This window comes from Rathayibacter sp. AY1F8 (assembly GCF_002932165.1).
Taxonomy (GTDB): domain Bacteria; phylum Actinomycetota; class Actinomycetes; order Actinomycetales; family Microbacteriaceae; genus Rathayibacter.
Window position 1 is genome coordinate 48,049 of the sequence record NZ_PSVB01000002.1, and the last position, 26,817, is coordinate 74,865.

Consider the following 26,817-nt stretch of genomic DNA (forward strand, 5'->3'; position numbering starts at 1 on the left):
CCACCCGTCGTCATCCGGCCTATCCACGCTGTCGATCCCCGCCGCTAGGGTGTCTTCCGGCGCGCGGAGTCGCGGGCCCGCACCGAGGAGGATCCACATGGCATGGCTGGTCACCGGGGGAGCCGGGTACATCGGGGCGCACGTGGTGCGCGCGTTCTCGGAGCAGGGCATCGACCCCGTCGTCCTCGACGACCTCTCCTCGGGGCACGCGTCGTTCGTGCCCGAGGGCGTCCCGTTCCACCAGGGCTCGATCCTCGACGAGGCCCTGCTCGACCGCGTGCTCGCCGAGCACGACATCGAGGGCGTCGTCCACGTCGCCGGGTTCAAGTACGCCGGAGTCTCGGTGCAGCGCCCCCTGCACACGTACGAGCAGAACGTCACCGGCACCATGCGCGTGCTGGCGGCGATGGAGCGCGCCGGGGTCTCCTCGATCGTCTTCTCCTCGAGCGCTGCCGTCTACGGCGCGGTCGACGTCGAGATCGTCACCGAGGACACCCCCAAGAGCCCGGAGTCGCCCTACGGCGAGTCGAAGCTGATCGGCGAGTGGCTGCTCGCGGACGCGGGGCGGGCGCACGGCGTCCGGCACGCCTCCCTGCGCTACTTCAACGTCGTCGGGTCCGGCTACCCGGACGTCTACGACACCAGCCCCCACAACCTCTTCCCCCTCGTCTTCGAGGCTCTGCTGGACGGCCGCACGCCCCGGATCAACGGCGACGACTACCCGACGCCGGACGGCACCTGCGTCCGCGACTACATCCACGTCGCCGACCTGGCGCTCGCGCACGTCGCCGCGGCGCGCCGCCTGGCCGCCGGCGAGCCGATCGACCCGGTCTACAACCTGGGCAGCGGATCCGGGGCCTCCGTCGGGGAGATCATGCGCGCGATCGCCGACAGCACCGGCATCGCCTTCACGCCGGAGGTCGCCCCGCGGCGGCCGGGTGATCCGCCCCGCATCGTCGCCTCCGGCGCGACAGCGGCCCGCGACCTGGGCTGGGAGATGCGGCACACGGTCGCCGAGATGGTGGAGAGCGCCTGGCGCGCACGGAGCGCCGCGACCGCCTGATCGGATCTCACGTTCGCGACACGCCGGTGTGTCATGAACCCTCCACGGCGGGTTGAGGGTTTATGGTCCGCGACTTGACCTGAGCGAATGACACCGCTGTAATTACCTAGGCAGCGGCTCCGGGAGGAGCGGCCGCCGATCATCGGTTCGCAGGCGGGGTAGGAGACGGCATGACGCTTCCGGAACAGCACTCCGGAGTCCCCGAGGACTGGTTCGTCGATCCGGTCCGTCTGGGCGTGCCCGGGGTCCGACCCGGGATCGACACCGCGACCGAGGCGCCGGGGGGCGCGCTCTCCTGGCAGGTCGACTCGCTGTGCGCGCAGACCGACCCCGAGGCCTTCTTCCCCGAGAAGGGCGGCTCGACCCGCGACGCCAAGAAGATCTGCACCTCGTGCGAGGTCCGGGCGCAGTGCCTCGAGTACGCGCTCGAGAACGACGAGCGCTTCGGCATCTGGGGCGGCCTCTCCGAGCGCGAGCGCCGGAAGCTGCGCCGCCGGGCCTAGCCCCTCCTCACCGCGACCCGACCGACGGGGCGGCGAGCCGCAGGCGGGCGGCGCGGCGGCATCGCTTAGGGTGGTCCGCGATGTATCCACGAGTCACCGCCGTCCTCGTCGCGCGCAACGGCGCGGCCTATCTGGAACGAACCCTCGCGGCCCTGCGGGCGCAGACCCGTCAGCCCGACGCGACGGTGTTCGTCGACGGAGGCTCGAAGGACACGACCGACGAGCTCCTCGCGTCCTGGGGTCCGACGCAGCTCGTGCAGGTCGCCGAGCACCTCCCCTTCGGCCAGGCCGTGGCCCGCGCTGTCCGCGTGATGCAGCCGCCGGCCGGAGAGGACGAGTGGCTGTGGCTGCTCGCGCAGGACTCCGCCCCCGAGCCCGGCGCCCTCGCGGCGCTGCTGGGAGCCGTCGAGGTCGCCCCCTCCGTCGCGGTCGCCGGCCCCAAGATCATGGACTGGACGCGCTCCGGCTACATCCGCAGCTACGGCGAGTCGATCACCAAGCACGGCACGACCGTCCACCTCGTCGAGGACGAGCTCGACCAGGGCCAGCACGACTCCACGCCCGACGTCCTGGCCGTCGCCGCCGGCGGCATGCTCGTGCGCCACTCCCTCTGGGAGGAGCTCGGCGGATTCGACCCCGGCCTGCCGGTCGTCGACGACGCGCTCGACTTCTCGATCCGCACCCGGCTCGCCGGGCACCGGGTCAGCCGCGTGCCGGACGCCCGCGTCACCACCGCCCGCATCGGGCTGCAGCGCCCCGACGGCCGCCGCATCGACAGCGGGGAGCGGCGCCGCGCGCGCCAGCACCGCACCGCGCAGCTGCACCGCCGGCTCGCCTACGCGCCCGTCGCGCTCCTCCTCCTGCACTGGCTCTCGCTCGTCCCCCTGGCGATCGGCCGCGCAGTCGTGCGCCTGCTGCGCAAGCAGCCCGGGCTGGTCGGAGGGGAGCTGCTGGCGGCCCTCGTCGTCGCCTTCGGGGGGACGAAGGTGCTGCGGGCCCGCACCGTTCTCCGCTCATCGAAGAACGTGGGCTGGAAGGCCGTCGCGCCGCTGCGCATCCCGCTGGACGTGGTGCGGCAGCTGCGCTCGGTGCGCCACGACGCCGTGCGCGTGCAGGCCGGGCGGGACCGCCATCCGCTGCACTTCTTCCAGGGCGGGGGAGTGTGGGTCGTCCTCATGGCCGCGCTCGCCGGCCTGGTGGTCTACACGCCGCTCCTCGCTGCTCCCGCGCTCAGCGGCGGCGGTCTGCTGACGCTCTCGCCGACCGTCGGCGAGCTGTGGCGCAACGCGGCCTACGGCTGGCGCGACCTCGGCTCGGGGTTCATCGGCGCGGCGGACCCGTTCGCCGCCGTCCTCGCCGTGCTCGGCTCGCTGACCTTCTGGTCGCCCAGCTACTCGATGGTGCTGCTCTATCTCGTCGCGCTCCCCGCTGCCGCCCTCGGCGCCTGGCTGATGATCGCGCGGCTCACCCCGCGCGCGACCGCCCGCGCCGCCGGAGCCCTCGTCTACATCCTCGCTCCCGCCTTCTTCGCCGCGCAGGCCGACGGGCGCCCCGCCCCGCTGCTGGTGCACGTGCTCCTTCCCTGGCTCTTCTTCGCCGGGTTCGGCGCGTACCGCTCCTGGTCCGCCTCCGCGAGCGCCTCGATCCTGGCCGCGGCCGTCGTGGCGTGCGCACCGGTGCTGGCCGTGCCGCTCCTGGTGATCTGGCTCGTCGTCGTCGCCACCTCGGGGCGGCGGATCGGCCGCTTCCTCGGCCTGCCGATCCCCGCGGCCGTCCTGCTCTTCCCGCTGGTGGTCGCCCGCGCACCGCGGGGCGACTGGCTCGGCGTCCTCGCAGATCCGGGCGTCCCGCTGCCCTCCGCGCAGTCGGACCTCGTCGCGCTGCTCGCCGGCTTCCCGGCCGGTCTGCCCGACGGATGGCTCGCGTTCCTCGGCGGTCTGGGGATCGGCGCCTCCGCCGCCCCGCTGGTCACGGCCGTGCTCGTCGTGCCGCTGATCGTCGCGGCGCTGGCCGCCCTCCTCCTCCCGAACAACCTCTCGGCCCTCGGCGGAGTCGGCGTGGCGGCGGCGGGTCTCGTGACCGCCTCGCTCGCCCAGGGCGTGCAGGTCGCGACCACCGGCTCCGAGGCGGTCTCCGTCTGGAGCGGTACCGGTCTCAGCCTCTACTGGCTCGGCCTGGTGATCGGCGCGTCGCTCTCGCTCGCCGCCGTGCGCTCCGTGCGCGTGGTGCCGGCGCTCGTCGTCACGGCCGCGGCAGCAGCACTGGTCGGTCCGCTCGCGGTGGCCTTCCCGTTCGGCGCCGGCACGTCCGTGTCGACCACGTCGGACCGCTCGCTCCCCGCCTACGTGGCGGCCGAGGCCCGGAACGACCCGCGGGTGGGCACGATCGTGCTCGTCCCGCAGGCGGACGGCGGCGTCCTCGCCCGGCTGGAGCGCGGAGCGGGCGCGACCCTCGACCAGCAGTCGACCCTCGCGAACACCGGCGCCGAGAGCACGGACGCGATCGACGAGCTGGCGGGCAACCTCGTCTCGCGGACGGGCTACGACGTCCCCTCCGTGCTCGAGAGCCTCGGCGTGCGCTTCGTCGTGCTGACCGAGCCGGCCGGCACCCAGGTCGGCGACGCGGCCGCCGCCGTGCGCGCGCGGGCGGCCGTCTCCCTCGACGGCAACGCGGCGTTCTCGGCCGTCGGCGACACCCGCTACGGGCTCCTCTGGACGGCCGTCGACACCGAGGGGACCCGCACCGAGGCCGCTCCGTCCGGCGTGGTCGGGCCCTTCGGGATCGCCTACACGATCGCCCTCCTCCTCGTCTTCGTCGTCGCTCTCCTGCTGGCGGTGCCCACCGGGCTCTCGCTCGAGCGGGGCCGCTCCAGCGGCGCGGTCGCCGGGATCGACGACGAGCCGGGCGAGGCCACCGGCCAGTTCGACGACGGGAACGACGATGTCTGACCCCGCCGACCAGGAGAAGCAGATGCCCGAGTCCTCCGCCCGCCGCTCCCGCGCGGAGCGCCGCGCCGATCGCGCCGCGGCCTCGACGCCCGATCGCGCACCCTCGGCCGCCCGTCGGCGCCGGACGGCCCTGCGCGGCGCGGTGGGCGCGGCCGGAGTCGTGATCGCCGCGGCCGCCGTGGTCGTGCCCCAGCTCCTCCCGTCCCCCCTGGTCTCGAGCGCCGCGGAGGGCGTCGTCGTGACGCCCGTCGCGGCCGACAGTTCGCTGGTCTGCGGCGGCGATCTGATCGACGCCGGAGAGCCGGAGCAGCTGCGCGCCCTCGACGGCGCGGCGACCGCGGTCCGGCCCGAGGGCTCCACCTCGGACCCCACTGTCCTCGACGAGGACGATGTCGCCGCACCGGGCACCGGCATCACCGGTCTGAGCGTGCCCGCGGGCTCCGACCCCGCTCCCGGTGGAGCCACCGACCAGGCCATCGGCACGGACACCCTCTCCGGACTGTCCGCCCGCGCCTGCGCCGAGCCCTCGGCCGACAGCTGGCTCGTGGCCGGCTCGACCGACGTCGGGCGCACCTCCGTGCTGATCCTGGCGAACCCGAGCGAGGTCGCCTCCACCGTCGACCTCACGCTCTTCTCCGAGACCGGCACCGTCCAGGCCACCGGCGCCACGGGCATCGTCGTTCCGGCCGGAGCGGTCCGCGCGCTCCCGCTCGCGGGGCTCGCCCCCGGGGTCGTCCAGCCCGTCGTGCACGTGACCGCCCGTGGCGGCGAGGTCGCCGCGAGCATGCAGAGCAGCGCCATCTCCGGGCTCACCCCGGAGGGCGTCGAGACCACCGGCCCCTCCGCCGGCCCGGACACGCTCGCCGTGATCGCCGGCTTCACCGTCACGTCGCCTCCGGCCGAGACCGCGAGCGACGACGGCAGCGGTGGCGCGGGCAGCCCCGTGCTGCGCATCCTCACCCCCGGCGACGCCGACAGCACGGTCTCGGTCGAGGTCACCAACGAGGACCCGAGCGGGTCGGGCGCCTCCACCCAGGTCGTCGTCCCCGCCGGCCTCGTCGGCGAGGTCCCGCTCACGGGCCTGGCGGACGGCTCCTACCGCATCGTCCTGCGGGCCGATCAGCCGATCGTCGCGGCGGGGCGGACGACCTCGACCGGCTCGGCCGGCACGGACTTCGCCTGGTTCGCCTCCGGCACCGCGACCACGACGCCCTTCGGCGTCGCCGGCACGGGCGAGGGCGACGCGCGACTGCACCTGGTCAACGGCAGCGACTCGACCGCCTCGGTCGAGATCGAGGCCCCGGGCGGCACCCGCACGCTCGAGCTCGGCCCGTTCGCGGCTCTCGCGACCCCGCTGGACGGCGACGGCGCGGTCGTCAGCAGCACCCAGCCGGTGCAGGCCTCGGTCTCGATCGCGCGCGACGGGCGGATCGCCTCGTACACGATCGTCCCGCCGGGACCGCTCTCCTCGCCGATCACGGTCTACTCGCACTGAGACGCGGGGCGGCGGCGCCTCGGCGGTGCCGGCGCCTCAGCGGTCCCGGCGCCTCAGAGCTGCCGGCGCCTCAGAGCTGCCGGCGCCTCAGAGCTGCTGGCGCCTCAGGGGTGCCGGTAGCGGTCCGGGGAGATGTCCCACGGGTCGCGGCCGAGCAGCTCCGCGACGGCGCGGAACACGTAGCTCTCGATCAGCATGCGCTGGTGCCACTCGTCGCGGCGGTGCAGCTTCGCCAGGCGCTCGATCGGCACGCGGTAGAGCGTGATGCGGCGCGCGGCGTGGTCGACGCGCCACCGCGCGATGCCCGTGCCCTGCAGCCGGTCGGGGTCGACGTCGGGAGTCGCCGCGACGTCGACGCGGATGCCGACGAGCTCCTCCGGCCAGGTGCCGCGGAGGTAGTCGAAGGCCGAGCCGATCGTCGCCTCGAAGAAGTCGGAGCGGGTCTGCAGCAGGGGGAGGTGCGGACCGGTGATCGGCCCTCGTGCGCCGCGGCCGTGCCGGTCGCGGGAGCCTCCGCGCGACCCGCTCGTCGGGCGAGCGGCGGAACGACGAGCACGGGGCATGGCTCCAGCCTATTGCTACTGTGGGCGGCGATGACCGGACGGCACTGCTCGCGGACGGGCTGCCGCGCGCAGGCCGTCGTCACGCTGACCTACGACTACCGCGACTCGCTGGTGGCGGTCGGGCCGCTGAGTCCTGCGCCGGATCCGCACGGCTACGACCTCTGCGCCGAGCACGACCGGCGGCTCCTCGTCCCGCGTGGCTGGGAGACCGTCCGCTACGGCGCGGGGCCCGCCTAAGCCGCTGCCGCGCGCGTCAGGGCCGCTCGGGGAAGCCGCGCGGCGTGCTCGAGAGCACGGGGGCCAGCCGCTCGAGGCGCTGGTCGGACAGGAGCAGGGCGCGCTCCTCCCGCGCCCGGCGGAGTGCGGCCACGGCGAGGAGGAAGTCCTCCGCGGGCGAGGCGGGCAGCGGGGAGACGTGGACCGCGGTCTCGTCGGCCAGCGCGGCGGCGAGCTGCGAGCGCGAGGGCTCCGTCATGCCGTGGCGCTGACGGAGGAACTGCGCCAGTCGGCGCGCCAGTGCGTCGGGGAGGCGCGCGGTGTCCGCCGTGACGGCCCAGCCCCGCAGCGGCTCCGGGATCTCGACGACCAGCGGCTCCGCGCGGGGAACGCGCTCGAGCTGGCTGTGCGTGCCCGCGAGGACGTCGCCGAGACGGCGCGATCGGCGCGAGAGGAGGCCGACGACCGCGGCGAGCCCGCCGAAGGTCATCAGGATCTCGAGGACGCCGGTGAGGCCGCGCACGAGGGCGTGCCGGAAGCCGATGGAACCGCCGTCGTCGCGGACGACGCGAGCGCCGACGGTGAGCTTCCCGAGCGAGCGGCCGCGACTGGCCGTCTCGACGGTGACCGGCACGATCACCACGGCGATGACGAGGGCCGCGATCGCCACGGCGGCCGAGGCGGCGGGGTCCAGGCCGCCGTCCCCGGAGAGGGAGGAGACCAGCAGGAACAGGCCCAGCGCGAGCAGGAGCTCCGCGATCAGGTCGATGATCGCGCCGACCGCGCGGAGCACGAACGAGGTGACGGGCACCTCGAGCGCGATCGCCTCGCCGGTGACCAGGTCGGCGTCGTCGAACTCGGTGCGCTGCTCCTCCACGGTGCTCCTCCCGGATGCTCGGCCTCGGCGGCGTGCCTGGCTATCCTGTCAGGAGATGGACATCGACGCTCTCTCGGCCGCCCGCGCTGCGCAGTGGACCCGCCTCGACGAGCTCTCGCGCAGGCGCCGCCTGACCGGAGCCGAGGCGGATGAGCTGATCGAGCGCTACCAGGCGGCATCCGCGGACCTCGCCACGATCTCCTCCACCGCCGGATCGACAGCCGTCGGCACTCGGCTCGCCGTCTCGCTCTCGCGGGCTCGGGGACGCCTGACCGGCACGCGAGACGAGCCGCTCGCCGCGGTCTCCCGCTTCGTCGTCCTCTCGCTCCCGGCCGCTCTGCACCGGCTGCGCTGGCTGACGCTCGCCGTCGCCCTCGCGACCGCGGTGGTGGCGACGCTCTACGCGCTCTGGATCCTCGGCGACCCGCGCCTGCTCGCCGCGCTGGGCGACGACGAGGAGCTGCGGCGCTTCGCCCGAGGCGACTTCATCGACTACTACTCCGAGAACCCCGCCGCCTCGTTCGCCGGGCAGGTCTGGACCAACAACGCCTGGATCGCGGCGCAGTGCGTGGCCTTCGGGATCGTCGGCGTCTACGTGCCGTACATCCTGCTGCAGAACGCGCAGAACCTCGGCACGTCGATCGCGGTGATGTTCCATGTGGGGGAGGGCGACACGTTCTTCCTGTACATCGCGCCGCACGGACAGCTCGAGCTGACGGCCGTGTTCGTCGCCGCGGCCGCGGGCCTGCGGATCTTCTGGGCCTGGATCGCTCCCGGCGCGCGCACCCGCGGCCAGGCGCTCGCCGAGGACGCGCGGAGCCTGTTCACGGTGGCGATCGGCCTGGTCTTCGTGCTGCTCGTCTCGGGCGTGATCGAGGGGTTCGTCACTCCGGCACCCTGGCCCTGGTGGCTCAAGATCGGGATCGGGGCGCTCGCCCTCGGCGCGTTCCTCTTCTACATGATCGTCGTCGGCGGGCGCGCGGTGCGGGCGGGGGAGACGGGCGACCTCGACCGGTTCGAGGCCGGGTCGCGGAGCATCGCGGCCGGCTGAGCCGAGCCGGACGAGCGCGGCCGTCGGAGCGGGGCCGTCGATCAGCGCTCCCGGGACCGAGGACGGCCCCTCTCGCAGGTCAGAGCCGTCCGGCCGCCTTGAGCGCGAGGTAGCGGTCCGCGAGCGCCGGCGGGAGCGCGGAGGGGCTGCCGAGCACGACGTCCCCGCCGAGACGGCGGACGGCGGCCGAGAGCCGGTCGACGTCCGCGAGCGAGCGCTCCGCGGCGGCGGCGGAGTAGACCGCGGCCCGGTCGCTCCGGTCCTCCGCCATCCGCTGCAGCTCGGGGTTGAGCGCGCAGGCGACCACGACCGTGTGCACGCGGGTGAGCTGCGGGAGCACCGCGAGGAGCCCCTCCGCCGAGCCGACCGAGTCGAGCGCGGTGAGGAGCACCACCAGCGAGCGCTGGGAGGCCAGGGTGCGCACCTGCGCGGGCACCGCCGCCCAGTCGGTCTCGATGAGCTGGGGCTGCACGGGGGCGAGGGCGTCCACGACGCGGGTCAGCACCTCCGTGCCGGTGGCGCCGTGCACGCGGGCTCGCCGGGTGCGGTCGAACGCGAGCACGTCGACCCGGTCGCCGGCCGAGGCCGCGAGGGCCGCCAGGAGGAGCGACGCCTCGATCGCCGTGTCCAGGCGCGGCTCGTCCTCGATCCGTGCGGCGGACGTGCGGCCCGTGTCGAGCACGACGATCACGCGCCGGTCGCGCTCCGGGCGCCAGGTGCGGACGACCGGCTCCCGGCGCCGCGCGGTCGCCCGCCAGTCGAGCGAGCGGACGTCGTCGCCGCGGACGTACTCGCGCAGGCTGTCGAACTCGGTCCCCTGGCCGCGGATCATCACGCTGGTCCGCCCCTCCAGCTCACGCAGCCGCGCCAGGCGCGAGGGCAGGTGGCGGCGGGAGCGGAAGGCGGGCAGCACCCGGACGACGGCCGGCGCGGCCCGCGTCGCCTGGCGGCCGGCCATCCCGAGCGGCCCGCGGGAGCGGATGGTGACGTGGAGTGCCCGGCGCTCGCCGCGGCGGATCGGCTCCAGGACCGTGGTCACCGCGCGGCGCTCGCCCGGCGGCAGACGCAGGGGCGACCGGGTCTCGAGGGCACCGGCCGAGGGCTCCCAGGCGTCGCGGAGGACCCCCGTGATCCTCCTGCGGCCGGTGCTCGTGACCAGGAGGGTCGCCTCGGCCCTCTCGCCGAGCCGCACCCGGTCCGGCACCCGCCGCTCGAGCACCACGGCCCGGGGCGAGCCCGCGACCGCGACGTCGATCCCGACGAGGACCGCCCAGGCCAGGAGCCAGAGGCCGAGCACGGCGAAGGCGACCTCGGAGCGGCCGCCCAGGAGGACGACCGGCACCAGGCCGACGAGGAGGACGAGGACGCTGCGTCCGGTGAGGTGCACGGCTCAGACCGGGACGCGGACCTGCTGCAGGATCCCGCCCAGGACGGCCTCGGTGCGGACGCCCTCGAGCTCCGCCTCCGGCTCCAGCTGGATGCGGTGGCGCAGCACGGGCAGGACCATCGCCTGCACGTGGTCGGGGGTGATCGAGCCGTAGCCGTTGAGCCAGGCCCAGGCGCGGGACGCCGCGAGCAGGGCGGTCGAGCCGCGGGGGCTGGTGCCGAGCTTGACGCTCGGGCTCTCGCGGGTGGCGCGGGCGAGGTCGACGATGTAGCCGAGGACGTCGGGACCGGCTCCGACCCGCCGGGCCGAGGCCTGGGCGGCGCGCAGACGGGCGGCGTCGAGCACGGGTCGCACGCCCGCGGCGTCGAGGTCGCGCGGGTCGAAGCCCGCGGCGTGGCGCGAGAGCACCTCCACCTCGACGTCGCGCGGCGGGATGTCGAGCACGAGCTTGAGCAGGAACCGGTCCAGCTGGGCCTCCGGGAGCACGTAGGTCCCCTCGTACTCGACCGGGTTCTGGGTGGCGGCGACGAGGAACGGGTCCGGCAGAGGCAGGGTGCGCCCGTCGACGCTGACCTGGCGCTCCTCCATCGCCTCGAGGAGCGCGGCCTGGGTCTTCGGCGGCGTGCGGTTGATCTCGTCCGCCAGCAGGAGGTTCGTGAAGACCGGGCCCTCGCGGAAGGCGAAGCCGGAGGTGGAGGCGTCGTAGACGAGGGAGCCGGTGATGTCGCCGGGCATCAGGTCCGGCGTGAACTGCACCCGGCGGGTGTCGAGGCCGAGCGAGACGGACAGGGCGCGCACGAGCAGCGTCTTCGCGACTCCGGGGACGCCCTCGAGCAGGACGTGGCCGCCCGCGAGGAGGGCGATCAGGAGCCCGGAGACGGCGCCGTCCTGGCCGACGACCGCGCGGCCGACCTCCGAGCGGACCCGGTCGAGCTCGGCGCGCAGGTCGTCGTCGGAGACCGGCGCTCCGTCGCGGGCGGAGGGGGTGGTGTCGCTCATCGGGAGGGGCCTTCCGGTCGTCGGGCGGTCGTCGGGGAGAGGGCTGCGCGGAGCGCGCTCTCGAAGCGGAGGAGCTCGTCGGAGGCGGCGACGAGGGCGGCGTCGTCGCCCGGCAGGTCGTCGACGAGCAGACGGCGCAGCGCGGCCTGATCGCGGCCGAGGCGCTCGGCGGCGACGGCGACGATCTCGTCGACTCCGGTCGCCGGAGCGAGTCCCAGGAGCGCGGCCGTCCGCCGGAGGGTGCCGATGCGCAGTGCGTCGAGGGCGCGGGGCCGCAGGGCTCCGCGCGCGTAGAGCCGCGCGCGGCCGCGGGCCGTCTCGCTCGCATGCACGACGACCGGCAGCGGCTCGACCGCGAGCGGGCCGAGCCGGCGGCCGCGCCAGACGGCGGAGGCGACGAACACGGCCACCAGCAGCAGGAGAGCCGGAGTCACCCAGCCGGGGACGAGGTCGGCGGGTGCAGGGGTGGTGCTCGCCGAGTCGGCGGCTCCGGCGCGGTACCAGACCAGCCGGTCCTCACCGCCGAGCAGTCCGAGTGCGAGAGCGGCGCGGCCGTCCTGGCCGATGGTGCCGTTGCGGAGGAGGTCGGCGTCGCCGATCGCGGTGACGTCGGCGCCCTGCGGGAACCCGGTGCTCACGAGCAGGAAGCCGTCGTCGCCTGAGGGGAAGCAGCCGACCGCGTCGCCGTCGTCGAGGATCCGGTACGTGCTCCCTCCCGCGGGGAGCGTCCCGGCGCGCTCGGCCGCCGGGAGCGGGCACTCGGCGCGGAAGGGGCCGTCGCCGGCCGGGGAGCCGGCGAAGCGGACGTCCGGCAGCAGGGCGTCGAGCGCGGCTCCTCCCGGGGTCACCAGGACGAGCGAGGCCGAGGCGCGGGCGAGCCGGCGGTACTGGGCCTCGTCGAGGGCCACGTCCGGGTCGTCGACGAGCAGTGTCGCGTCCGGGGAGGAGGCGGCGAGAGCGGAGTCCAGGTCGTCGGCGCGGACGACCTCGACGCCCTGATCGCGCAGCACCTGGGCGAGCGCGCGGGCGCCGTCCGGGGTCGCGCTGTCGACGTCAAGGTCCGGGGCGGCCACCCGGGTCCCGGTCGCGACGGTGAGCAGCAGAGTGCCGACCGCGACGATCACGAGCAGGAGCACCCACACCCGTCCGCGGCGCAGCAGCGCGCCGAGGGTCGGGCTGGAGACCGTGTCGGCGCTCACCGGGGCGCCGCCAGGGCGTCCAGGACCGGCGAGGCCGCGGCGAGCTCGCGGTCCAGAGCCGCGACCCGCTCGTACTCGGCCGGGCCGCAGGGCTGCCCGAGGTAGCGCACGCGGTCGAAGTCGTCGGCCGTGCGGCGCAGCGCGGCGGCGGAGGAGGGGAAGGCCGCAGAGGCGCGCGACGCCAGGCCGAGCGCGGTCGTGCCGGGCGAGACCCGCAGGACGGTCCGCTCGTCGAGGGAGCGCACCAGGGCGCGGAAGCGCTCGACGAGCGCCTCGTCCCAGTCCCCGCGGGCGGCCGCGGCCTCGGCGAGCGAGCGGAGGGTCGCGGCCGAGCGGGTGTCGTCGTCGGCGAGCACCGCTCCCGTGACGGTGCTGCGGCGACCGGCGCGGGGCCGTCCCGCGATGACGAGCGCGGCGACCACGAGCGCCACCAGCACCAGCACGCCGATCACGGCGGCGATCGGCACCGGCGGGCCGTCGCCCTGCAGCGTGAGGGAGGCGAACCAGTCGCGCACCGCCTGCACCACCCGGTCGAAGAGGGTCGGCTCGGCCGCCCGGTAGCGCGGGTCGGCGAGCTCCTCGAGGAGGAGTCGGCGCGCCTGCTCCGCGTCGGGCTCGAGAGGGGCCGCGGCGAGGATCACGGGCGCTCCGGCACGGGGAAGGGATCGGGGGAGGGGCGGCCCGCCGCGCGCTCCTCGACGTGGCGCATCAGCACCAGGTCGAAGCCCTCGCGGCGCATCCGTCGGTCGAGGTAGACCAGGCCCGTCACGGCCGACTGGAGCACGGTGCCGACGGCGCCGATCACGAAGCCCACGGCGACGGAGGCGATCGTCACCACGAGCGAGGTGACGAGCTGCGCGTCCGGGTCGGTCGGGGCGATCAGGGCGCCGGCGATCGGGATGAGCAGGCTGAACGGCGTGGCCACGATCTGGCCGGCGACCTGGATGATCACGGTCATCAGCGCGAGCGCGCCGAAGGTGCGCCAGAAGCCGCCCGCCACCAGCCGCCAGGAGCGCGCCACCGCACGGCGCAGCGGCAGCCGCTCGACGACGATCAGGCTCGGAACCAGGGCGAGCTTCGTCGACAGCCAGACCCCCAGCGCGAGGGCGACCAGGCCGGAGCCGACGAGCACCAGGATCCCGCCGACGATCGCGCTCGACGTCCCGTCCATCGCTCCGATGACGAACAGCGGCACGGCGAGCGCCACGGCGAGGAGCACCAGGAGGAGGTAGCCGACGCCCTGCAGGACCGTCCAGCCGATCAGCGCCCAGAAGCGGCCCCGCAGCCGGGCGAGCAGCTGTCGGAAGGTCGCCCGCTCGCCGAGGACGCCGCGGGTGACCTCGAGCACGACCACGCCCTGCACGAGAGCGCCGCTGGCGAGCGAGACGGCGAGGGGGATGAGGGCGGCCAGGACCACGACCGCGAGGGAGCCCGCGCCGACGGCGTCGCGGTCGGCGGACTCCGCCTGTGCGATGCGCCCGACGGCGAGCACCGCGATCAGGCCGTAGACCGCCAGGGCGAGCACCGACCCGAGGCCCTGCACCAGCAGGGCGACGCCCAGGGTCGTGCGGGGGCTGCGGCGGAGGACCTGGAACGGGGCGCCGAGCAGGGTGCCGAAGCCGAGCGGGCGCAGCGGCACGAGACCGGGCTTGGGCGGGGGAGTCCAGCCGGGCGCGGGGCGACCGGGCGACCAGGGGCCGGCGCCGGAGGCGTGCGACCAGGAGCCCCCGGCGGGAGCGGGTGGTACGGGACCTGCGCTCGGCGGCGCGGGCGACCAGGAGCCCCCGGCGGGAGCGGGTGGTACGGGGCCTGCGCTCGGCGGCGCGGGCGACCAGGCCGGGGCGACGGGAGCGGGCAGCGGCCTGCGCCGGTCGCCGTCCTGCGCCGGGACGGCCGCGTCGTCCGGACGCCCTGCGGGCGGGGGCCACTGAGCTGCGTCGGTCATCCCCTCCATGCTGTCACAGGCGTGCGGGCGGGGTCCTCCCCCGAGCGGACCCCCTTCGCCCGCAGAGCCCGCTCCCGGCCCACGGAGAGGTGCGTCGGTTAGCCTGGGTCGGGTCACCGTGCGCGCCGTGGGCGGGCGCGACCCGAGACGAGGAAGAGCAGACCGATGAGCGCGCGCATTCTGGTGGTCGACGACGACGCCGCCCTGGCCGAGATGATCGGCATCGTCCTGCGCGCCGACGGGTACGACGTCTCCTTCTGCGCGGACGGCTCCGGTGCTCTCGAGGCCTTCCGGCGGGCCCGGCCGGACCTGGTCCTGCTCGACCTGATGCTGCCCGGGATCGACGGGATCGAAGTGTGCCGCGCGATCCGCGCCGAATCCGGTGTCCCCGTCATCATGCTGACGGCCAAGTCCGACACCTCCGACGTCGTGCAGGGCCTCGAGTCCGGCGCCGACGACTACATGGTCAAGCCGTTCGACCCCAAGGAGCTCGTCGCGCGGATCAGGACGCGCCTGCGTCCCGCCACCGCCGCCGCGAACGCGGTGCTGCAGGTCGGGGACCTGAGCCTCGACGTCGCCGGCCACGAGGTCCGCCGCGGCGAGACGCGCATCGGCCTGACCCCGCTCGAGTTCGACCTCCTCCTCGCCCTCGCCTCCAAGCCCCAGCAGGTCTTCACCCGCGAGATGCTGCTCGAGCAGGTCTGGGGCTACCACTACAAGGCCGACACCCGCCTCGTGAACGTGCACGTCCAGCGCCTGCGCGCCAAGGTCGAGAAGGACCCGGACGACCCCCGCATCGTGATGACCGTGCGCGGCGTCGGCTACCGCGCCGGCGCCGTCCTCCCGGGCTGACCGTGCCCCGCCTCGCCGCTCCCGACGTGCGCCGGTGGCCCCGCCGTGTGCTCGGGGTGTGGCGCACGTCGCTGCAGTTCCGCGCGGTCGCGATCACGGTCCTGCTCAGCGGCATCGCCATCGGCTCGACCGGCGTCTACCTCTCGTACAGCATCAGCGACAACCTGTTCCAGTCGCGGCTGACGCAGGTCACGGGCGACACGTCGCGCGCGACCCGGGCCGCGCAGGGCTACCTCGACGCCGCCACCGTCTCCACCCGCCAGGACATGGAGGAGGTGATGAGCTCGGTGCGCACCGCCGTCCGGGACGCCTCCTCCTCCGCGCTGATCGCCGTCGTGCGCTCGCCCGACCAGGAGGCGTCCTCGCTGGCGCCTCAGGACATCTACAACCGCGAGCTGCAGAACGGCGTGATCAGCGACGCGCTGCGCGAGCGGGTGCAGGCGGGCTCCGACGGGCAGTACTGGCAGTCGGTGACGCTCGACGCCTCCGGTCAGCAGCAGCCCGGCATCCTCGTCGGCTCGACCCTCGAGCTGCCGAGCTCGGCCGGGCGCTACGAGCTGTACATCGGCTACTCCCTCGCGGACGCGGAGCGCACGCTCCAGTTCGTGCAGCAGGTGCTCAACGTGGCGGGGATCCTGCTCATCCTGCTGATCGGAGCGGTCAGCTGGGTCGTCGTGCGGATCGTCGTCGCCCCGGTCCGGGTCGCGGCCGAGACGAGCCAGCGCCTCGCCGCCGGCGACTTCGACGTGCGGATCCCCGAGCGGGGCCAGGACGTGATCGCGACCCTCGCCCGGTCCTTCAACGGCATGGCCGACAGCCTGCAGGACCGGATCAGCGAGCTCGCGACGCTCAGCCAGGTCCAGCAGCGCTTCGTCTCGGACGTCTCGCACGAGCTCCGGACGCCGCTGACGACGATGAAGCTGGCCGGGGACGTGCTGTACGACCAGCGCGAGGACTTCGCCCCGGTCGCCGAGCGCACGGTCGAGCTGCTGCACAGCCAGATCGACCGCTTCGAGAGCCTCCTCGCCGACCTGCTCGAGATCTCCCGCCACGACGCGGGATCGGCCGAGCTCGAGCTCGAGCCGGTCAACCTGGTGAAGCTGGCCGGCGACGAGATCGAGGCGATGCGCGGGATCGCGGAGGCGAACGGCTCCCGGCTCACTCTCTCCGCCCCGGGCGGCTACTTCGACGCCGACCTCGATCCGCGCCGCATCCGCAGGATCGTCCGCAACCTGCTGGGCAACGCGATCGAGCACGGCGACGGCCGCGAGGTCGTCGTCACCGTCGACAGCAACGCCAGCGCGGTCGCCCTCGCCGTGCGCGACTACGGGCACGGCATGAGCAGCGAGGAGGTGGTGCGCGTCTTCGACCGCTTCTGGCGCGCCGATCCGTCCCGCCGCCGCACGCTCGGCGGCACCGGCCTCGGCCTCTCCATCGCGCAGGAGGACACCGCCCTGCACCACGGCTGGCTGCAGGTCTGGTCCGTGCCCGATCGCGGCGCCTGCTTCCGCCTGACCGTGCCCCGGCACCGCGGCGAGCGGATCGAGGCCTCGCCGCTCCCGCTGCCCCCGGTCGACGCGGGCGAGCAGGCCTACAGCGGCCCGATCGTCCTCCCTCCGCTGCAGGCTCCTCCGGTCGGGGCCGCGGGGGTGCTCCCGTGAGGCGCGGCATCCTCCGCGCCGCCGCGGCCGCCGCGCTGCTCGCGCTCGGGCTGGCCGGATGCGCCGGCATCCCGCGGGACGGCGACGTCGGAGTCGGACGGCCCGACACCGCGCCGCAGGACCTCCAGTACGACTTCCTCCCGTCGGGACCCGCCGTCGGTGCGTCGCAGCGCGACATCCTGACCGGCTTCATCGACGCCGCGTCGAGCCCGCAGAACAACTACAAGATCGCCCGCGAGTTCCTCTCCACCGGAGCCGACTGGACGCCGGGCGAGCACGTCACGGTCGACGAGGGCCAGCGCTCCGCCTCGCCGCAGTCGGGATCCACGCTCTCGCTGACGATCACGCCCGTCGCCGAGGTCGACGCGACCGGCGTCTACACCGACGTCGCCACCACGGCCGGCCTGACCCTCGACTACGGCTTCGTCCAGGAGAACGGCGAGTGGCGCATCAGCGCGCCGCCGAGCGGCGTGGTGATCGACCGCACCACCTTCGAGCAGGTCTTCTCGACGCACGCGCTCTACTTCTTCGACCCCGGATACCAGTACCTCGTGCCGGACCTGCGCTGGTTCGCCTCGCGCGCCGACAGCTCCACCAGCACCACGATCGTCACGGAGCTGCTGCGCGGCCCCACACCGTGGCTGCGGGACTCCGCCGCCGTCGTGTCGGCCTTCCCGACCGGCACGACGCTGGCGGCCGAGACCGTGCCGGTCGAGTCGCAGCGCGCCGTGGTGGACCTGAACCCGGCCGCTCTCGAGGCCGATCCGGCGCAGTGGCGGCTGATGGCGCTGCAGCTGAACCGGAGCCTCGCGAACGTCTCGAACGTCACCGGAGTCGCGCTCTCCGTCGAGCAGAACCCGATCGACGTCCCCTCCGAGGTCACCGGGCTGCCGACCTCGCCCCGCGTCGACACCCGGCCGCTCGTGCTGACCGACGACGCTTTCGGATTCCTCGGCTCCTCCGGGCTGGCCGGCCTCGGGATCTCGGATCGGATCGAGGCGCTGCAGCCGCGGGCCGCGGTCCTCGGCGAGCAGCGCGGGGCCGACTCGGACGCATCGGCCGCCGTGCTCACCGCCGCGGGCGTGAGCCTCGTGGAGCCCGACGGTGCCGACGTCCTCCTCGACGCGCGGTCGGGCCTCGTCGCGCCGTCCATCGATCCGCTCGGGTACGTCTGGTCGGTGCCGTCGGCCTCGCCCGGGCAGCTGGTGGCGTACTCCGCGGACGGCTCGCGCTCGATGCAGGTCGCAACGGCCTGGAGCGAGGTCGAGTCGCTCGCCTCGATCGCCGTGTCGCGCGACGGCACCCGGATGCTGGCGCTCGCCCAGGACGGGCAGCAGGCGACGGTGCTGGTGGCCGGCATCACCCGCTCACGGGACGGTGACCCGGTGGCGGTCGGCGAGCCGGTCGTCCTCCGCTCGACCCTGGGGACCGCGGTCGCCGCGGCCTGGACGGACGAGCTCGACGTGGTGTCGGTCGTCCGCGGCTCGACGGGAGAGGACGCCGTCACGATGAACCTGCTCGGCGGAGGCGCCACGGCGCTCGGCACGACGACGGGCACGGTCCAGATCGCCGCGGGCAACACCTCGACCCAGATCCGCATCCTCGCCGAGGGCGGGGAGCTCCGGCAGCAGCGGGGCTCGGCCTGGCAGACGACCGCGACGGACATCCGGCTGCTCGCGGCGCAGACCGGCATGGGGTCCTGACCGGTCCTGTCGGCGGCGACGAGCCCTTCCGACGGCGGCGCGCTCCGGATGCTCCTCCCCAGGCGCGTCGGGCAGGCGGATCGTCCCGATCCGACGGATCCACCCCCCGTGCCGCGGCCCGGACGGCGAACGTGGAGGCATGCTCTCCGATCACCTGCTCGACGCCCTCGCCGTCCTCCTCCCGCTGGAGTGCCCAGCCTGCGGAGAGCCGACGAGCCGGGCGCCCTGTCCGGACTGCTCGGCCGACGCGGCCGCCTCGGCCTGCCTGCTGACCCGCGTCGTCGGGCCGCCGGACGATCCGCTCCTCGTCGTCACCGGTGCCCCCTACGAGGGCACGGTGCGCCGCCTCGTCGTCGCGCTGAAGGAGGAGGGCCGCACGGCCTGCCTCGCCCCGCTCGGCGCGCTGCTGCGTCCGGCCCTCGGCGCGGCGCTCGCCGGCAGCCCCGCGATCCTGGTCGTCCCGCCCGGCTCCTGGCTCGGCCGCGTGCGGCGGGGCGCCGATCCCGTCGCGCAGCTGGTCGCCGCGTCGGGAGGGCGGGCGGTGCGTCCTCTCCGGCGGTCGCGGATGGTCCGCGACCAGGTCGGGCTCGGCCGCATCGAGCGGCGCGGCAACCTCGACGGGGCGTTCCGCGCCCGCCGTCCGCTCTCGTCGTGGCCGCCGGTGGTCCTCGTCGACGACGTGGTCACCTCCGGCGCGACCCTGCTCGAGCTCCGGCGCGCCGTGCGTGCGGCCGGCGGGACGGTCCGGGCCGCGGCGGCCCTGGCCGGCACCGCGCAACGAAGAGGGAACGTAGCAGCAGAATCCGGACGAACTCCCGGTGACGATCCGGTGGCCGGGGTCTACGGTGGGGGCACGGCGTGAACGGTCCGCCCCGGAGAAAGGCGGCACGCCGTACTCGACTGGGAGGTTGTCATGGACATCGACATCACAGGACGCAACATCGACATCACCGATCGCTTCCGCGCGTACGCGACGGAGAAGTCGGACAAGGTGGCGCACCTCGCCGATCGTGCTCTCGCACTCGAGATCAAGGCGAGCAGGCACGCCGAGGGCAAGGGCTCGGCCGGCGGCGACCGCGTGGAGCTGACGCTGATCGGCAAGGGGCCCGTGGTCCGGGCCGAGGCGAGCGGAGCCGACAAGTACGCGGCGTTCGACGTCGCCATCGGCCGGCTGCTCGAACGGGTGAGACGCGCGAAGGACCGGAAGAAGGTCCATCGGGGCCAGCATCGGCCGACCTCGCTCCGCGACGCGGCCGCCGACGACTTCAGCGTCGTCGCCATCCAGCCGGCCGACGCGGCGGTGCTGGAGCAGCTGAGCACGGGCGTCATCCCCGTGCAGGAGGCGCCGGAGCCGGTGGAGGACGAGGTCGAGGAGCCGTACTGCCCCGTCGTCATCCGCAAGAAGGTCTTCGCCTCCGTCTCGATGACCGTCGACGACGCCGTCGACTACATGGAGCTGGTCGGACACGACTTCTACCTCTTCATCGACTCCGACACGAACCGCCCGAGCGTGGTCTACCGCCGCAAGGGCTGGGACTACGGCGTCATCGGCCTCGGCGACGAGGCCGACGAGCTCGCCGAGCAGGCCGCCGGCTGAGATCCGACCCCGGGCCCCGGAGCATCCGCTCCGGGGCCCTCCCCGTGCCCAGGCAGGGAGTCCGCCCAGGGCGGACGCGTCGCCCCGACCGCTCGCCGCCCGCCCCGGCTAGGCTGGTCGCGGTCCGCGCTCCGGCGCGCGACTCCTGTCTTCTACTTTTTTGGAGTACCCCGTGGCCTCTGTCCTCGAAAAGGTCCTTCGCGTCGGGGAGGGGCGGGTCATCCGCCGCCTCGAGAACTACGCGAAGGCCGTCAACGCCCTCGAAGAGGACTTCACGCACCTCAGCGACGAGGAGCTGAAGAACGAGACCGTCGAGCTGCGCGAGCGCTACTCGAACGGCGAGTCCCTCGACGACCTGCTGCCGGAGGCGTTCGCCGCCGTCCGCGAGGCCTCGCGCCGGACGCTCGGCCTCCGCCACTTCGACGTGCAGCTCATGGGCGGCGCCGCCCTGCACCTGGGCAACATCGCCGAGATGAAGACCGGAGAGGGCAAGACGCTCGTCGCGACCCTCCCGGCCTACCTCAACGCGATCGCCAGCCGCGGCGTGCACATCGTCACGGTCAACGACTTCCTCGCGTCGTACCAGTCCGAGCTGATGGGGCGCGTGTTCCGCGCCCTCGGCATGACGACCGGAGTGATCCTCTCGGGCCAGACCCCGGAGCAGCGCCGCGAGCAGTACTCGGCCGACATCACCTACGGCACGAACAACGAGTTCGGCTTCGACTACCTCCGCGACAACATGGCGTGGCAGGCGCAGGACATGGTCCAGCGCGGCCACTTCTACGCCATCGTCGACGAGGTCGACTCGATCCTCATCGACGAGGCCCGCACCCCGCTGATCATCTCCGGACCGGCGTCGGGCGAGGCGAACCGCTGGTTCGCGGAGTTCGCCAACCTCGCCAAGCGCCTCGACGAGGGCGAGGACTTCGAGGTCGACGAGAAGAAGCGCACCGTCGGCGTCCTCGAGCCCGGCATCGAGAAGGTCGAGGACTACCTCGGCATCGACAACCTCTACGAGTCGGCGAACACCCCGCTGATCTCGTTCCTCAACAACGCCATCAAGGCGCGCGCGCTGTTCAAGAAGGACAAGGACTACGTCGTGCTTAACGGCGAGGTCCTGATCGTCGACGAGCACACCGGCCGCATTCTGGCCGGACGCCGCTACAACGAGGGCATCCACCAGGCCATCGAGGCGAAGGAGGGCGTGCAGGTCAAGGCCGAGAACCAGACACTGGCCACCGTCACGCTCCAGAACTACTTCCGCCTCTACGCGAAGCTCTCCGGCATGACCGGAACGGCCGAGACCGAGGCCGCCGAGTTCATGTCGACCTACAAGCTCGGCGTCGTCCCGATCCCGACGAACCGCAAGATGCAGCGGATCGACAACGCCGACCTCGTCTACAAGAACGAGCAGGTCAAGTTCGCCCAGGTCGTCGAGGACATCGCGGAGCGCCACGCGGCCGGGCAGCCGGTCCTCGTCGGCACGACCAGCGTCGAGAAGAGCGAGTACCTCTCGCGCCTGCTCGCCAAGAAGGGCGTGCGCCACGAGGTCCTGAACGCCAAGAACCACGCGCGGGAGGCGGCCATCGTCGCCCAGGCCGGCCGCCTCGGCGCCGTCACCGTCGCGACCAACATGGCCGGTCGAGGCACCGACATCATGCTCGGCGGCAACGCCGAGTTCCTCGCGGTCTCCGAGATGACGGCCAAGGGCCTGAACCCCTCCGAGACTCCGGAGGAGTACGAGGCCGCGTGGGACGAGGTCTTCGCCGCCGTCAAGGAGAAGGTGGGCGAGGAGGCCGAGAAGGTCCAGGCCGCCGGCGGCCTCTACGTGCTCGGCACCGAGCGCCACGAGTCGCGCCGCATCGACAACCAGCTCCGCGGACGCTCGGGGCGCCAGGGCGACCCGGGGGAGAGCCGCTTCTACCTCTCGCTCACCGACGACCTCATGCGCCTGTTCAACTCCGGCGCCGCCGAGGCGCTCATGGGCCGCGGCAACGTCCCGGACGACATCGCCATCGAGTCGAAGGTCGTCTCGCGCGCCATCCGCAGCGCCCAGTCGCAGGTCGAGGCCCGCAACGCCGAGATCCGCAAGAACGTCCTCAAGTACGACGACGTCCTCAACCGCCAGCGCGAGGCGATCTACTCGGACCGCCGCCACATCCTCGAGGGCGACGACCTGCACGAGCGCACCCAGAAGTTCCTCGTCGACGTGATCGACGAGATCCTCGAGGTGCACACCGGCGACGGTAACGGCGACGACTGGGACTTCGACGCCCTCTGGACCGAGCTGAAGACGCTGTACCCGATCAGCCTCACCATCGACGAGGTGGTGCAGGAGGCGGGCAGCCGCGGTCGCATCAACAAGGAGTTCATGCGCCGCGAGATCCTCTCGGACGCGCAGCTCGCCTACCAGCGCCGCGAGGAGCAGCTGGGCTCTCCCGCCATGCGCGAGCTCGAGCGCCGTGTCGTGCTCTCGGTGATCGACCGCCGCTGGCGCGACCACCTCTACGAGATGGACTACCTCAAGGACGGCATCGGCCTGCGCGCGATGGCCCAGCGCGATCCGCTGGTCGAGTACCAGCGCGAGGGCTTCGCCCTGTTCCAGCAGATGATGGGGCAGATCCGCGAGGAGACCGTCGGCTTCCTCTTCAACCTCGAGGTCGAGGTGACCCAGAAGCAGGGCGAGGTCGCCGGAGTCGCGGCCAAGGGCCTCGCTCAGCCGGTCGCTCCGGCCGAGAAGCTCAGCTACTCGGCTCCGAGCGACACCGGCGGCGTCGAGGTCCGCGACCAGCGCGGACAGGTGCAGCAGGCGGCCACCGCGAAGGCCCGCGCCGAGGAGGCCCGCAAGGCGCTCCCCGAGGGCGAGGCGGAGGAGACTCCGACGACCGGCGCCTTCGGCCAGAAGCCGGGCGGCTCGGACGCCCCCGCCAACCGCGAGGAGCGACGCGCGCAGTCCAAGCGCCGCTGAGTCCTCCCCGGACGACGCCGACGGCCCCGGTCCCGCAGCAGCGGGTGTCCGGGGCCGTCGGCGTTCCTGCGGAGGCTCGGACCCCGCCTCGCCCGCCGTCAGGACTCGCCGCGCGCGAGGGCCGAGACGAAGCCGCCGGCGAAGGTGTCGCCGAGGCCGATCGTCGTCGGCCGGTCCGTCTCGAGGACGAGCCCGGGGACGCAGCAGGCCTCGAGCGTCGACTCCACCGCTGCGCATACCGCTTGTGAGCCGGGCTGGGGAGGGAGTCCGCCGACGCGGTCGTAGTCCGCGGCGGTGAAGCCGTCCCCGAGGAGGTCGCGGAGCTCGGTCGCGCGGATCATCTCGTCACCGCCGCCCCGCCGCCCCCGGAGCTCGAGGAGGCCCTGCGCGACAGGGGAGTGGAGATCGTGCTCCCGGCCGGTGCGGCCGCCCGGGAGCGCTGACCCGCTCCTCACAGCACGTTGATCGCGGTGGCACGCCAGCGCGCGTCCGTGCCCTCGAGCCGGATCGCGACGGCCCGGCTCCGTGCGCGGTGATGCACCAGGACCACTCCCTCGACGACGCCGTCCCGCGGCTCCGTGACGATCACCCGTCCGACCGTGAACGGGACGCGCTGCGCCGTCCGCTTCCGCAGGCTGCGGGCGCGGGCCGCGAGCACGACCCGCTTCTGCAGGTGGTGGTAGACCTCGTCGCTCAGCCACCGCGCGATCTGGTCGATCTCGCGCGAGCCCTCCAGGATCTCGATCACGAGGTGCGTGAGCCGGGCGAGCAGGGGCTCCGGGTCGGGCAGCTCCGCGCGGGTCGCAGGCTGCGGGGCGAAGAACTCCGCGATGGTGAGCCGCTCCACGGCCGCCTCGGGGTCGAGGGGGAGGGTGCGGTAGTCGAAGGCGTGGAGGGGAAGGCTCATGCGGCGATCTCCTGGGGCAGGACGAGCTGTTCACGGGTCCGGGTCACCTCTCTGCTCGACGGGCGGGGCGCGCTGGGTCGGCACGCGAGGACGACCTCATCGAAGCAGTCGAGGGATGCTCATGGAGTGCAGAGGCGCAGACTGTGGATAATCGTCGGCCGTCCCGAGCTGTGGACAGCGAGCCCGGCGTGCACCGCCCGGCCGCGCCCTAGGCTTGTCGGGTGTCGACCCTCAGTGACCTCGTCCTCTCCCACGGCCGATCCGACGAAGCGGACGTCGAATGGCTGCACCTGCTCGTCGGCGACCTGCAGCTGCTCGCCGACCTGGCCTTCGCCGACATCGTGCTCTGGGTGCCCACGGCCGACGACAGCTTCGTCGCCGTCGCCCACGCGCGCCCCAGCAGCGCGGCGACGCTCTTCTACCGCGACTTCGTCGGGCAGAGGATCAAGTCGGAGTGGCGCGCCCAGGTCGTCGAGGCGTTCGAGACCGCGCGGATCGTCGACACCTCCGCCCCGGACTGGTTCGAGGAGACGCCCACCCGCGTGCGCGCGGTGCCCGTCCTGCGCCGCCTGGGGGCCTCCGACGGCGGCACGACGGACCGCCCCATCGCGGTCGTCACGCGCCACACCAACCTCAGCGAGACGCGCACGCCGAGCCGGCAGGAGCTGACGTTCAACGACTGCGCGAACGACCTCTTCTCGATGATCGCCTCGGGCGACTTCCCGGACCTGGGCGCGCCGACCGGTCCTCGTCGCGGGGCGCCGCGCGCGTCCGACGGACTGATCCGCCTGGACGTCGACGGCGTCACCACGTTCGCGAGCCCCAACGCCCTCTCGGCGTTCAACCGCATCGGCTTCGCCGACGAGCTCGAGGGGGAGTCGCTCGCCGAGGTCACCACGAAGCTGATCGCGGGGAAGGTCGTCATCGACGAGTCGCTCCCGCTGGTCGTGACCGGCCGGGCGCCGTGGCGCACCGACATCGAGGCCCGCGGAGTGACGGTGTCGCTGCGCGCGATCCCGATCCGCGACCGCGGCGAGCGGGTCGGCGCCGTCGTCCTGTGCCGCGACGTGACGGAGCTGCGCCACCAGGAGCGGGAGCTCATCACCAAGGACGCGACGATCCGCGAGATCCACCACCGCGTGAAGAACAACCTGCAGACCGTGGCCTCGCTGCTGCGGATCCAGGCCAGGCGCACCCACTCCGACCTCGCCCGGGAGGCGCTCACGCAGGCGATGCGCCGCGTCGCCGCCATCGCGGTCGTGCACGACACGCTCTCGGAGGGGCTGAACCAGAACGTCGACTTCGACGCGGTCTTCGACCGGGTGCTGCTGCTGATCGCCGAGGTCGCCTCGACCCACAACACCACGGTGCACCCGAAGCTGACGGGGAGCTTCGGCAACCTGCCCAGCGAGTACGCGACTCCGCTCGCGCTCGCCCTGACCGAGCTGGTCACCAACGCCGTCGAGCACGGCCTGGCCGGACGGGAGGGCGACGTGGAGATCGTCGCCTCGCGCAGCGACGACGAGCTCACGGTGAAGGTGCGCGACACGGGCGTCGGGCTGCCGGAGGGCAAGGTCGGATCGGGCCTGGGCACGCAGATCGTGCGCACGCTCATCCAGGGCGAGCTCGGCGGCACCATCGACTGGCACACGCTGGTCGGGCGCGGCACCGAGGTCACCATCGAGGTGCCGCTGCGGTGGCTGGAGCGCGCCCGCTCCTGAGCCCGGAGACGACGCGACCCCCGCTGCCGAGAGGCGACGGGGGTCGGGATCGTTCGTGCCGCCGAGCGGCTCGTGCGCCTAGGAGGCGCGGCGTGCGCGGGCGGCGCGGCGCTTCAGGGCGCGACGCTCGTCCTCGCTGAGGCCGCCCCACACGCCCGAGTCCTGGCCGGTCTCGAGGGCGTACTGGAGGCAGACCTCGGTGACGGTGCAGCGTGCGCACACCGACTTCGCCTTCTCGATCTGGTCCACGGCCGGGCCGGTGTTGCCGACCGGGAAGAAAAGCTCGGGGTCTGCGGTGAGGCAAGCGGCCTTGTCGCGCCAGTCCATGCGGGTGCTCCTTGTGTGAAGGCGTGCGTGGAGGAACCACGCAGTGTTCGGGTGGGATGATCGATCCACGCCGACGATCCCGACCAGTACTCGACCTCCGCGCCCTCACCGGCGCACGCCACGAGACCCCGTGCTGGAGCGCGGGGTGGATCGGGGTGGTGGACGGGAGAACGCTCGGTTCTTGCCGGTGCACTCGACGCGATGCGTGAGCACTGCGTCGGCCACCCGGCTCCAGTGCTGGTCATCCGGCTCGCCCCCTTGCCTGACGGCGCGGCGGGATCGGATGTTCACATCGGCGGAAACCCACGACCCTGTGAGCGGTGAAACGAACTGGACTAGCCTGTCACGGGGATGAGCCCGAATCAAGAGTCCTGGATGGGATGTGCCTGTGACCGCTGACGCGAACGGGTCCCGCGGACCCCGCCCGACCGCCTCCCGGCCGCTCGGTCTGGTGGTGCTGATCGCGGTCCTGGCCCTCGAGACGCTCGCCGTCGCCGGGGTCGCGGCGTGGCTCGTGCTCGAGCTGCTGACGACCCGGGCCGACACGGTCGGCGGAGGGATCGCCATCGTCGTCCTCGCGCTGATCGCCGTGTGCTGGGCCGCCGCGACGACGCTCGGCGCCGTGCGACGGCGAGGCTGGATGCGCGCGTCGGCGCTGACGATCCAGCTGGTGATGATGGCCGTGGCGCTCGGCGCCTTCCAGGGCCAGTACGCCGTGCCCGACATCGGCTGGGCGCTGCTGGCGCCGGCCGCGGTGGCCGTCGTCGCGCTGTTCCTCCCGAGCGTGGTCGCCGCCACTCGTCGCGATCCGGCCGTGTAGCCGGACGGCTGGCGC

The 26,817-nt window shown here is 73.8% G+C and carries 24 protein-coding genes; 14 read left to right on the plus strand and 10 right to left on the minus strand.

Annotated features, from left to right (window positions below):
* The first annotated feature begins 97 nt into the window (after positions 1-97).
* From galE to C5C35_RS01885, 4 genes are all read left to right on the plus strand, one after another.
* Positions 98-1,063, plus strand: a complete 966-nt coding sequence (gene galE / locus C5C35_RS01870; protein ID WP_104232806.1) for a UDP-glucose 4-epimerase GalE — start codon at positions 98-100, stop codon at positions 1,061-1,063.
* A gap of 170 nt (positions 1,064-1,233) precedes the next feature.
* Positions 1,234-1,566 (plus strand): WhiB family transcriptional regulator, encoded by a 333-nt coding sequence (locus tag C5C35_RS01875; RefSeq protein ID WP_104224145.1) that lies wholly within the window; start codon positions 1,234-1,236, stop codon positions 1,564-1,566.
* 80 nt (positions 1,567-1,646) lie between these two features.
* Positions 1,647-4,514 carry a glycosyltransferase family 2 protein gene (locus C5C35_RS01880; protein WP_104262437.1) on the plus strand — a complete coding sequence of 956 codons (2,868 nt, stop codon included), beginning with the start codon at positions 1,647-1,649 and terminating at the stop codon, positions 4,512-4,514.
* Positions 4,507-6,009 (plus strand): DUF5719 family protein, encoded by a 1,503-nt coding sequence (locus C5C35_RS01885; RefSeq protein WP_146084549.1) that lies wholly within the window; start codon positions 4,507-4,509, stop codon positions 6,007-6,009. Before C5C35_RS01880 ends, C5C35_RS01885 begins: the two co-directional genes overlap by 8 nt.
* A 104-nt stretch (positions 6,010-6,113) precedes the next feature.
* Here the strand turns inward: C5C35_RS01885 and C5C35_RS01890 are convergent, their stop codons facing one another.
* Positions 6,114-6,572: a metallopeptidase family protein gene (locus C5C35_RS01890; protein WP_104262439.1), complete on the minus strand. Its 459-nt coding sequence runs from the start codon at positions 6,570-6,572 to the stop codon at positions 6,114-6,116.
* A gap of 30 nt (positions 6,573-6,602) precedes the next feature.
* On the opposite strand from C5C35_RS01890, the gene C5C35_RS01895 reads away from it, so the two are divergent.
* Entirely contained in the window at positions 6,603-6,809 is a 207-nt protein-coding gene (locus C5C35_RS01895) for a DUF3499 family protein (RefSeq protein ID WP_104224141.1), read from the plus strand.
* Positions 6,810-6,825: 16 nt separating this feature from the next.
* Here C5C35_RS01895 and C5C35_RS01900 read toward each other — a convergent pair whose 3' ends face one another.
* Positions 6,826-7,665, minus strand: a complete 840-nt coding sequence (locus tag C5C35_RS01900; protein WP_104262440.1) for an RDD family protein — start codon at positions 7,663-7,665, stop codon at positions 6,826-6,828.
* 55 nt (positions 7,666-7,720) lie between these two features.
* Between C5C35_RS01900 and C5C35_RS01905 the strand changes: the two genes are divergently transcribed.
* Positions 7,721-8,716 (plus strand): stage II sporulation protein M, encoded by a 996-nt coding sequence (locus C5C35_RS01905; protein WP_104232803.1) that lies wholly within the window; start codon positions 7,721-7,723, stop codon positions 8,714-8,716.
* 79 nt (positions 8,717-8,795) lie between these two features.
* Here the strand turns inward: C5C35_RS01905 and C5C35_RS01910 are convergent, their stop codons facing one another.
* From C5C35_RS01910 to C5C35_RS01930, 5 genes are read right to left on the minus strand one after another with little or no spacing between them, the layout of a single operon-like run.
* Positions 8,796-10,103 carry a DUF58 domain-containing protein gene (locus C5C35_RS01910; RefSeq protein WP_104262441.1) on the minus strand — a complete coding sequence of 436 codons (1,308 nt, stop codon included), beginning with the start codon at positions 10,101-10,103 and terminating at the stop codon, positions 8,796-8,798.
* Positions 10,104-10,106: 3 nt separating this feature from the next.
* The gene (locus tag C5C35_RS01915; protein ID WP_104224137.1) at positions 10,107-11,102 is read right to left on the minus strand and encodes a MoxR family ATPase; all 996 of its coding nucleotides are present in this window, start codon (positions 11,100-11,102) and stop codon (positions 10,107-10,109) included.
* Positions 11,099-12,301 carry a DUF4350 domain-containing protein gene (locus tag C5C35_RS01920; RefSeq protein WP_104262442.1) on the minus strand — a complete coding sequence of 401 codons (1,203 nt, stop codon included), beginning with the start codon at positions 12,299-12,301 and terminating at the stop codon, positions 11,099-11,101. Before C5C35_RS01920 ends, C5C35_RS01915 begins: the two co-directional genes overlap by 4 nt.
* Positions 12,298-12,942, minus strand: coding sequence for a DUF4129 domain-containing protein (locus C5C35_RS01925; protein ID WP_104255252.1), 645 nt, complete (start codon positions 12,940-12,942; stop codon positions 12,298-12,300). Before C5C35_RS01925 ends, C5C35_RS01920 begins: the two co-directional genes overlap by 4 nt.
* Positions 12,939-14,246 (minus strand): hypothetical protein, encoded by a 1,308-nt coding sequence (locus tag C5C35_RS01930; RefSeq protein WP_146084551.1) that lies wholly within the window; start codon positions 14,244-14,246, stop codon positions 12,939-12,941. Before C5C35_RS01930 ends, C5C35_RS01925 begins: the two co-directional genes overlap by 4 nt.
* 165 nt (positions 14,247-14,411) lie before the next feature.
* Here C5C35_RS01930 and mtrA point away from each other — a divergent pair, with 165 nt between their 5' ends.
* The 6 genes from mtrA (at position 14,412) to secA (ending at position 23,027) form a co-directional block, all read left to right on the plus strand.
* Entirely contained in the window at positions 14,412-15,098 is a 687-nt protein-coding gene (gene mtrA, locus C5C35_RS01935; protein ID WP_104224133.1) for an MtrAB system response regulator MtrA, read from the plus strand.
* A 2-nt stretch (positions 15,099-15,100) separates the two neighbouring features.
* Positions 15,101-16,759, plus strand: coding sequence for an MtrAB system histidine kinase MtrB (gene mtrB / locus C5C35_RS01940; RefSeq protein WP_244229464.1), 1,659 nt, complete (start codon positions 15,101-15,103; stop codon positions 16,757-16,759).
* Positions 16,756-18,462 (plus strand): LpqB family beta-propeller domain-containing protein, encoded by a 1,707-nt coding sequence (locus tag C5C35_RS01945; RefSeq protein ID WP_104262443.1) that lies wholly within the window; start codon positions 16,756-16,758, stop codon positions 18,460-18,462. The genes mtrB and C5C35_RS01945 overlap by 4 nt, the downstream gene beginning before the upstream one ends.
* 139 nt (positions 18,463-18,601) lie before the next feature.
* Positions 18,602-19,324, plus strand: coding sequence for a ComF family protein (locus tag C5C35_RS01950; RefSeq protein ID WP_104262444.1), 723 nt, complete (start codon positions 18,602-18,604; stop codon positions 19,322-19,324).
* A 51-nt stretch (positions 19,325-19,375) separates the two neighbouring features.
* Positions 19,376-20,059, plus strand: a complete 684-nt coding sequence (hpf, locus tag C5C35_RS01955; RefSeq protein WP_104224131.1) for a ribosome hibernation-promoting factor, HPF/YfiA family — start codon at positions 19,376-19,378, stop codon at positions 20,057-20,059.
* Between the two features lie 172 nt (positions 20,060-20,231).
* On the plus strand, positions 20,232-23,027 hold the full coding sequence (gene secA / locus C5C35_RS01960) for a preprotein translocase subunit SecA (protein ID WP_104225488.1): 2,796 nt from the start codon (positions 20,232-20,234) through the stop codon (positions 23,025-23,027).
* 98 nt (positions 23,028-23,125) lie between these two features.
* On the opposite strand, the gene C5C35_RS01965 is transcribed toward secA, so the two are convergent.
* Together C5C35_RS01965 and C5C35_RS01970 are read right to left on the minus strand one after the other, a co-directional pair.
* On the minus strand, positions 23,126-23,368 hold the full coding sequence (locus tag C5C35_RS01965; RefSeq protein ID WP_146079407.1) for a carbohydrate kinase family protein: 243 nt from the start codon (positions 23,366-23,368) through the stop codon (positions 23,126-23,128).
* Positions 23,369-23,478: 110 nt separating this feature from the next.
* A complete protein-coding gene (locus C5C35_RS01970) occupies positions 23,479-23,934 on the minus strand; it encodes an Rv3235 family protein (RefSeq protein ID WP_219812134.1) in 456 nt (151 codons plus the stop codon).
* Positions 23,935-24,155: 221 nt separating this feature from the next.
* Here C5C35_RS01970 and C5C35_RS01975 point away from each other — a divergent pair, with 221 nt between their 5' ends.
* Positions 24,156-25,655, plus strand: a complete 1,500-nt coding sequence (locus C5C35_RS01975) for a sensor histidine kinase (protein ID WP_104224128.1) — start codon at positions 24,156-24,158, stop codon at positions 25,653-25,655.
* Between the two features lie 78 nt (positions 25,656-25,733).
* On the opposite strand, the gene C5C35_RS01980 is transcribed toward C5C35_RS01975, so the two are convergent.
* Positions 25,734-25,982 (minus strand): WhiB family transcriptional regulator, encoded by a 249-nt coding sequence (locus tag C5C35_RS01980; RefSeq protein ID WP_055788231.1) that lies wholly within the window; start codon positions 25,980-25,982, stop codon positions 25,734-25,736.
* A 388-nt stretch (positions 25,983-26,370) separates the two neighbouring features.
* Here C5C35_RS01980 and C5C35_RS01985 point away from each other — a divergent pair, with 388 nt between their 5' ends.
* Positions 26,371-26,802 carry a hypothetical protein gene (locus C5C35_RS01985; RefSeq protein ID WP_104246659.1) on the plus strand — a complete coding sequence of 144 codons (432 nt, stop codon included), beginning with the start codon at positions 26,371-26,373 and terminating at the stop codon, positions 26,800-26,802.
* The last annotated feature ends 15 nt before the right edge of the window (positions 26,803-26,817 follow it).

What these genes read in the sequence shown, in the direction of transcription:
- C5C35_RS01930 (WP_146084551.1), bottom strand. Translation starts at nt 14,246, where the DNA reads ATGACCGACGCAGCTCAGTGGCCCCCGCCCGCAGGGCGTCCGGACGAC.
- galE (WP_104232806.1), top strand. Translation starts at nt 98, where the DNA reads ATGGCATGGCTGGTCACCGGGGGAGCCGGGTACATCGGGGCGCACGTG.
- hpf (WP_104224131.1), top strand. Translation starts at nt 19,376, where the DNA reads ATGGACATCGACATCACAGGACGCAACATCGACATCACCGATCGCTTC.
- C5C35_RS01885 (WP_146084549.1), top strand. Translation starts at nt 4,507, where the DNA reads ATGTCTGACCCCGCCGACCAGGAGAAGCAGATGCCCGAGTCCTCCGCC.
- C5C35_RS01890 (WP_104262439.1), bottom strand. Translation starts at nt 6,572, where the DNA reads ATGCCCCGTGCTCGTCGTTCCGCCGCTCGCCCGACGAGCGGGTCGCGC.
- C5C35_RS01905 (WP_104232803.1), top strand. Translation starts at nt 7,721, where the DNA reads ATGGACATCGACGCTCTCTCGGCCGCCCGCGCTGCGCAGTGGACCCGC.
- C5C35_RS01895 (WP_104224141.1), top strand. Translation starts at nt 6,603, where the DNA reads ATGACCGGACGGCACTGCTCGCGGACGGGCTGCCGCGCGCAGGCCGTC.
- C5C35_RS01970 (WP_219812134.1), bottom strand. Translation starts at nt 23,934, where the DNA reads ATGAGCCTTCCCCTCCACGCCTTCGACTACCGCACCCTCCCCCTCGAC.
- C5C35_RS01950 (WP_104262444.1), top strand. Translation starts at nt 18,602, where the DNA reads ATGCTCTCCGATCACCTGCTCGACGCCCTCGCCGTCCTCCTCCCGCTG.
- C5C35_RS01880 (WP_104262437.1), top strand. Translation starts at nt 1,647, where the DNA reads ATGTATCCACGAGTCACCGCCGTCCTCGTCGCGCGCAACGGCGCGGCC.
- C5C35_RS01980 (WP_055788231.1), bottom strand. Translation starts at nt 25,982, where the DNA reads ATGGACTGGCGCGACAAGGCCGCTTGCCTCACCGCAGACCCCGAGCTT.
- C5C35_RS01915 (WP_104224137.1), bottom strand. Translation starts at nt 11,102, where the DNA reads ATGAGCGACACCACCCCCTCCGCCCGCGACGGAGCGCCGGTCTCCGAC.
- mtrA (WP_104224133.1), top strand. Translation starts at nt 14,412, where the DNA reads ATGAGCGCGCGCATTCTGGTGGTCGACGACGACGCCGCCCTGGCCGAG.
- C5C35_RS01965 (WP_146079407.1), bottom strand. Translation starts at nt 23,368, where the DNA reads ATGATCCGCGCGACCGAGCTCCGCGACCTCCTCGGGGACGGCTTCACC.
- C5C35_RS01875 (WP_104224145.1), top strand. Translation starts at nt 1,234, where the DNA reads ATGACGCTTCCGGAACAGCACTCCGGAGTCCCCGAGGACTGGTTCGTC.